The following is a 6,031-nucleotide window of genomic DNA, read 5'->3' on the forward strand; positions in this document are numbered from 1 at the left end:
TAATGATTCACGCGACATATCTAAAGACGATAAATAGGTCTCACGCCAAATATGTCGGACGCCGACTTCACGCAAACGGTAATAATGCTGGCGGTCACGGGCGCGTGCTAAGACGATCATATCAGGATAGTTTTTACGCAAATATTGAGCGGTGGTGATAGAGCGCTCAACATCGTCGATAGCGAGAATAAAGACGCGTGCTTTTTTGATACCGGCGGCGCGAAGTATCTCGGGGTTTTTTGGATCGCCATAATAGACCTGGTTACCAAATTTACGCACGAAATCGACGCGATTTGCCGAGCGCTCAATCGCTGTAAATTCGATATTGTGCATACGCAGCACCCGACCGATAATCTGACCCACACGCCCAAAACCAGCAATAATTACCTGATGCTCGTCATCAGGAATAGTATCGTACTCGCGGCTGGGTTTTCTTTTGGCAAAGAGCGGTTCACCGATTTTTTCTAAGAGTAAAAATGCCAGTGGCGTGAGCGCCATAGAGATGGTGACTATAAGGTTTAGGGTGTTGCCAAGCTCAGGACGCAATACATTTTGCGCGCTTGCCACACTGAATAATACAAAGGCAAATTCACCACCTTGAGCGAGGGTAACACCCAAACGAATACTGGTCGGCCAGCGATTACCCGATACTTTTGCAATGGCGGTAATAACAGCAAATTTAATCACCATCAACGCCATAGCGCAGCCAATAATAAAAATAGGCTTTGCTAAGATGAGTTTGACATCGGTGAGCATGCCGACCGACATAAAAAACAGCCCTAACAGCAAGCCTTTAAACGGCTCGATACTGGCTTCTAGCTCATGACGATACTCAGAATCCGCCAGCAATACCCCTGTTAAAAATGCACCCAATGCCATCGATAGTCCAATTTGCCCCATTAAAATAGACACGCCCATGACGATAAATAAAGCGACGGCGGTTAAAAGTTCTGAAGCACCGCTAGATGCCACAAATTTAAAGAAAGGTCGAATGATATAGCGGCTAGCAAAGATAAGTCCGGCAAAAACCGCAAAAACTTTGCCAAAATAAATCAAATCATAGCTTTGCTCGCGCACCCCTGATAAAAATGGAATAACGGCTAACAAAGGGATAACAGCGATATCTTGGAATAATAAAATGGTAAAGGCTTCACGGCCATGGGTACTAGAAAGCTGCTGTTTTTCCGTCAAGATTTGTAGCACAAAGGCAGTCGACGACAAGGCTAAACCAAAGCCAACGATAAAAGCAGTATCGAGCGGCAAGGTAAAAAACTGGTGTAACAGCCACATCAATAGCGTGCCAGTCAAACCGACTTGTAAGCCCCCGAGGACAAATATCGAACGCCGTAGCGCCCATAATCGTGAAGGCTGCAACTCAAGGCCAATGATAAACAACAGCATGACTACGCCGAACTCAGAAAAGTGCAATAAGCTCTCGGCGTCGCCTGCAACGTCTAAACCACTTGGGCCCAATATCAGGCCAGTAATCAGATACCCTAACACCGTCGCAATACCGAAGCGCTTGCCGAGTGGTACAAACAGCAGGGCTGCTCCCAAGAAAATTGTAGCTTGTAACATCAAGTTTGGTGAGCCGGCGGCGGCAGCGAGCATCTGGAATCCTTAGCGGTAACGATAAAATGAGCAGTAAAACAAAATAGAGCTATAAGTAAAAACTTTTACAGGGTTTACTTTTTACGATAAATCTTCCATACGCCATTGTCTGCCAGCGGATTGCTATAAGCATCGTTACGGCGTTTTCGCGGGGTCTGACGACTGTCGACGATTTTAAAATCGGGTAGGGCATGAACGATAAGCCCCGTGCGATAAAAGCGTACGCGCTCAGGCTCTAGCATCTCGCCCTTGGTATCACGGCAAAATACATAGGCGCGCAGATCAATAAATTCACGATGCGCCACCAAACGTGCTTCATCATCGTTGTCAAATACGGCGCTCATACGGGCGATTTCATCGGCGCTGTAATCGCCACATTTATCGGTCAGCGCACCGACCGAGCCAAAGCTTTTGGATTCTTTGGCGCGCGTCTTGGTCAGATGTAACCTTTGCACATGATAAATAAACTGCGGTATCTCAAGGCTGGCGGGCAAAGGCAAATAGTCGGGTGGCAGATTGGCCGCCGGATAAAATGCCATCGCACGCTCAAGCAGATTGTGCCAACGCTGCTGATAAGCTTGGACTTCGGCTAAATTGCCTTCGTAAATTGGCATATCACGAATTTGCCGCAAAATATCAGGCGGAAACTGCTCATCTCGAAAGCTGGCAATATCTTCTTGCAGCGTCGATAGCAATGCTTTGGCATGCTTTTTACCCTCGCTTGAGATAGGGTCATCAATGTAGCTTGGAGCAACGAAAGGAGCTGAGCGTCTCGACATGGTAGAAAATAATCCAGTAGTGGCAAATTAGGCGTTTCAGCTTTAAGTATACAGAATTTAGATAAAAAATATGGCGACGCGGCCAAATTTCCCATGATTTTTAACATCCTATTACAATGAAAAAACCCGCCTGATATAAGCTTATTTAAAATTAAACCTTTTTCTTAGGCGCTGTTTTTATGGATAATGGCTCTAAATATTTCCTAAATCATCATAATCGGCGGAGCTTCTTAAGAAGTTTTAGTAGGGTGATTTTAAAAATTACCGGTGCAGGATTGGCGCTAGTATTTGGATTTTGGTTGCTACTGGCGTCAAATATGGGACCGGTTTATCTGCCACAGTTTATGGACGGCGCGCTAGATTTTTGGATTCGCATGACGCTGTTGGGGCTGGGGCTGAGTATTTGGCTCATAACAGCAGTTTGGTTCGTTTGTTTTGTGCTGCGTTATGGCCAGCACCTTATAAAGAGTTAATTAATTGATAAAACGTCGCTCACAACTGACAACTAGATAGGCGACGTTTTAATTGATCATGAGATCACGAGTAGCGTTTTAATATGTCATATCTGGCTTTTTAATGGCTAATATTTAAAGTCTTATAGTTGATGTCATCTACTTAATGGTTGTGACCAATATGACTATTGCTATTAGTCGCCTGCTGGGAGATATCGCAAACTAAGGCATCGCTATGGGTCTTGGTTTGCGGATGCGCTAAGCTTTCAACCTGAATGGTCGCATGGTGAATATCAAGCTCAAGAAGGCTCTGTTCTAAACTGGCAATCAAGATACTCGATTCATAAATACTCATTTCACCATCGACGACCACGTGACAAGATAGGGCGTTGAGACCGCTGGTGATACTCCAAACATGGAGGTCATGGACTTTTTGGACTTGTGGATGGGTAAGTAGTTTATCTTCGACCTCCACAAGCGATATGCCCTCTGGTGTGCCCTCCATCAAGATATGTACCGAATCACGTACCACGCGATAACCACTAAATAAAATCAATATGGCGACAATGACTGACGCTGCCGCATCTGCCCAAACCCAGCCAAAGCTCATCATCAAAAGCGCGGCAACGATAGCGGCAACCGAACCCATTAAGTCACTTAATACGTGCAAATAAGCACTTTGCATATTTAAATTAACTGGTGCTTTAGCTTCAGCTTGTCCATCTTGCTGTACATGATTGTCGCCATGGTTATGACTATGTGCATGCCCATGCGTATCAGTGCCGCGACTGCCGCGATGCATCAGCCAAGCGACTACAATATTGACCAGCATACCAATGGTCGCAACGATAAGCATCCCTTGGGTTGCAATTTCAGGCGGCGAGTTAAATCGTTTAATCGCCTCATAAAAAATCATGATGGCAATAACAACCAGCGTCGCACCATTGACCGTCGCCACCAAAATCTCAAAGCGTTTATAGCCAAAGGTTTTTTGATGGGTAGCCGCTTTTTCACCAATCCTAAAGGCCATTAATGTCGCGCCAAGCGCTACCGCGTCACTGAGCATATGACCAGCATCGGACAATAGTGCCAAACTACCCGTGAGCCAGCCGCCAATGGCTTCGACAAACATATAGCCTGTAATGATGATAAAGCTAAACAGCAAAGTGCGTTGATAACCCTTGGTATCGCGCGGTGTAACCGTCTCTTCTAGATGCTCATCGTGGTCATGATGGTGTTGATTATCCTTGGTATACCTGTCTTGAATATTACTATTATCTGCATGATTTTGAGCATGTTTATGGGTATCAATCGCCGCATTCTGATGAGAATGGTCATGTTGTTTAGATTTCGGGCGCTCTTGATTCATAACAATACTCGGGATAATAAAAGGTGAAATAGAGGGTTTATAAAGCTTTGATTGCTTATAAAGCTTTAATTGCTTATAAAGTTAGGCTTGCTGTCCATAACCAGACAGTTATAGAGAATTTAGCACATTTACTAAAGGCTTGCTGTATCTAGGCAGTAAACGATATAAGGCGAATTTTGGCTAGCGTTCTTTATTGACGCTAATGTATAGAATGATGATTAAAACTGGCGCGGTGTATTCTAAAATTGAACGTTTACCAGCCGACAGGGTCGATATCTAAGGTCAGTTTTAGATATTTGGCGCTTGGTAAGGCAAGTACAGGTTGCCACCAGTGATGTAATACGCGATGTAATTGCTGTCGGTCTTTGCCTAATAGCAGTAATTGCGCGTGGTAGTGGCTGTTCTTGTTGCTCATCGGCGCATCGATAGGGCCGAGAACAGCAAGATTATGAGCATTTGGAAGAATACCAACGGCATCTTTTAGCGCTTGCGTGGTGGCAGCTAACGTTTTACCTTCGCAGCGTATTAGGGCGGCATAACTATGCGGCGGCAAGCCCATCATTTTACGCTCTTGCAATAGCTCACGTGCGAATGATAAATAACCATCTTTTACCAATTTTAATAACAGCGCATTATCGGGTTGCAGCGTTTGAATAAGCACGCGCCCCGATTTGTCCCCGCGACCAGCACGGCCTGCTACTTGAATCATGAGCTGGGCGGTATGCTCCGGAGAGCGAAAGTCGGCTGATAAAAAGCCACGATCAGCATTGGGCAAGCAGACCAGCGTAACATTGGGAAAATGATGCCCTTTGGCGACCATTTGCGTGCCAACTAAGATGGCAGGTTTGCCTTCATTGATACGCTGATAGATATGCTCCCAGCTGTCTTTACGCCTAGTAGTATCGCGATCGATTTGGATAATGGGGTACAACTCTTTGCTGGTTTGTGGATTGGCAAAAATTGCGTGCAAATTTTCGCTTAGCCTCGTCGTTCCGATACCTTTGGCGTCCAAATTTTGACTACCACAATCAGGGCAAACCGTTGGAATATAGGCTTGCCAATCACAGTGATGGCATTTTAAATAAGAGCTGTTTGGATAGGAATTGGATTGCGATCGGCTATTATAATGCACGGTTAAATGCGCATCACAGCGCGGGCAATCGGCTTGCCAGCCGCACGCTTCGCATAGCAAAACTGGCGCATAACCGCGACGATTTAAAAATATCAATACTTGGTCGCCCGCTTCTAGCGTTTGCCGTATCGCGCCGATAAGCGCGTCGGTCAATCCTGTATCGTAACGTGCGCCGTCGTCTGCCGTCTGTTGATGGGTGCTTTGCTGGCGCGCGTCAATCAGCTGCATGCTTGCAGTTTTGGCGTTACCAGGGCGAGTTTGCAGTTGGTATTCGATAAGCTTGCCATCATCGACCAGTCTTAGATGTTCAAGCGAAGGAGTCGCAGTACCAAGTACGACGGGAATATTGGCTTGCAGGCCGCGATACAGCGCGACGTCAGCGGCATGATAGCGCAGCGTGTCTTGCTGTTTATAAGAGCCATCGTGCGCTTCATCGACGACAATTAAGCCCAAATTCGCAAACGGATACAGCACCGCTGAGCGCGTGCCGATGATAATTTGCGCGTGACCAGTACGGCAATCTTGCCAACCTTGCAGGCGGTGGGTATTGTTCATACCCGAATGTAATAAGACTATATGAGCGGCAAAGCGACTGGCAAAGCGCGCGCGTGTTTGCGGCGTCAAACCAATCTCTGGTACCAGTATCAATACTTGCTCGCCCGCCTCCAAGACCGCTTGCATCGCTTGC

At 46.2% G+C, this 6,031-nt stretch carries 5 protein-coding genes; 1 reads left to right on the plus strand and 4 read right to left on the minus strand.

The annotated features are described in order from the left end of the window. Together V7D75_RS08930 and V7D75_RS08935 are read right to left on the minus strand one after the other, a co-directional pair. Positions 1–1,611: monovalent cation:proton antiporter-2 (CPA2) family protein (locus V7D75_RS08930; RefSeq protein ID WP_333614275.1), on the minus strand; the 1,611-nt coding region annotated here is incomplete at its 3' end. Between the two features lie 74 nt (positions 1,612–1,685). Then, positions 1,686–2,390 (minus strand): hypothetical protein, encoded by a 705-nt coding sequence (locus V7D75_RS08935; RefSeq protein ID WP_333614276.1) that lies wholly within the window; start codon positions 2,388–2,390, stop codon positions 1,686–1,688. 179 nt (positions 2,391–2,569) lie between these two features. Between V7D75_RS08935 and V7D75_RS08940 the strand changes: the two genes are divergently transcribed. Further along, positions 2,570–2,863 (plus strand): hypothetical protein, encoded by a 294-nt coding sequence (locus V7D75_RS08940; protein WP_333614277.1) that lies wholly within the window; start codon positions 2,570–2,572, stop codon positions 2,861–2,863. 142 nt (positions 2,864–3,005) lie between these two features. Here the strand turns inward: V7D75_RS08940 and V7D75_RS08945 are convergent, their stop codons facing one another. Together V7D75_RS08945 and priA are read right to left on the minus strand one after the other, a co-directional pair. Further along, complete coding sequence (locus tag V7D75_RS08945) at positions 3,006–4,211, minus strand: cation diffusion facilitator family transporter (protein WP_333614278.1); 1,206 nt, start codon at positions 4,209–4,211, stop codon at positions 3,006–3,008. A 253-nt stretch (positions 4,212–4,464) separates the two neighbouring features. Next, positions 4,465–6,031: replication restart helicase PriA (gene priA, locus V7D75_RS08950; protein ID WP_333614279.1), on the minus strand; the 1,567-nt coding region annotated here is incomplete at its 5' end.

The sequence above is a fragment of the Psychrobacter sp. genome (assembly GCF_036731945.1).
GTDB lineage: Bacteria > Pseudomonadota > Gammaproteobacteria > Pseudomonadales > Moraxellaceae > Psychrobacter.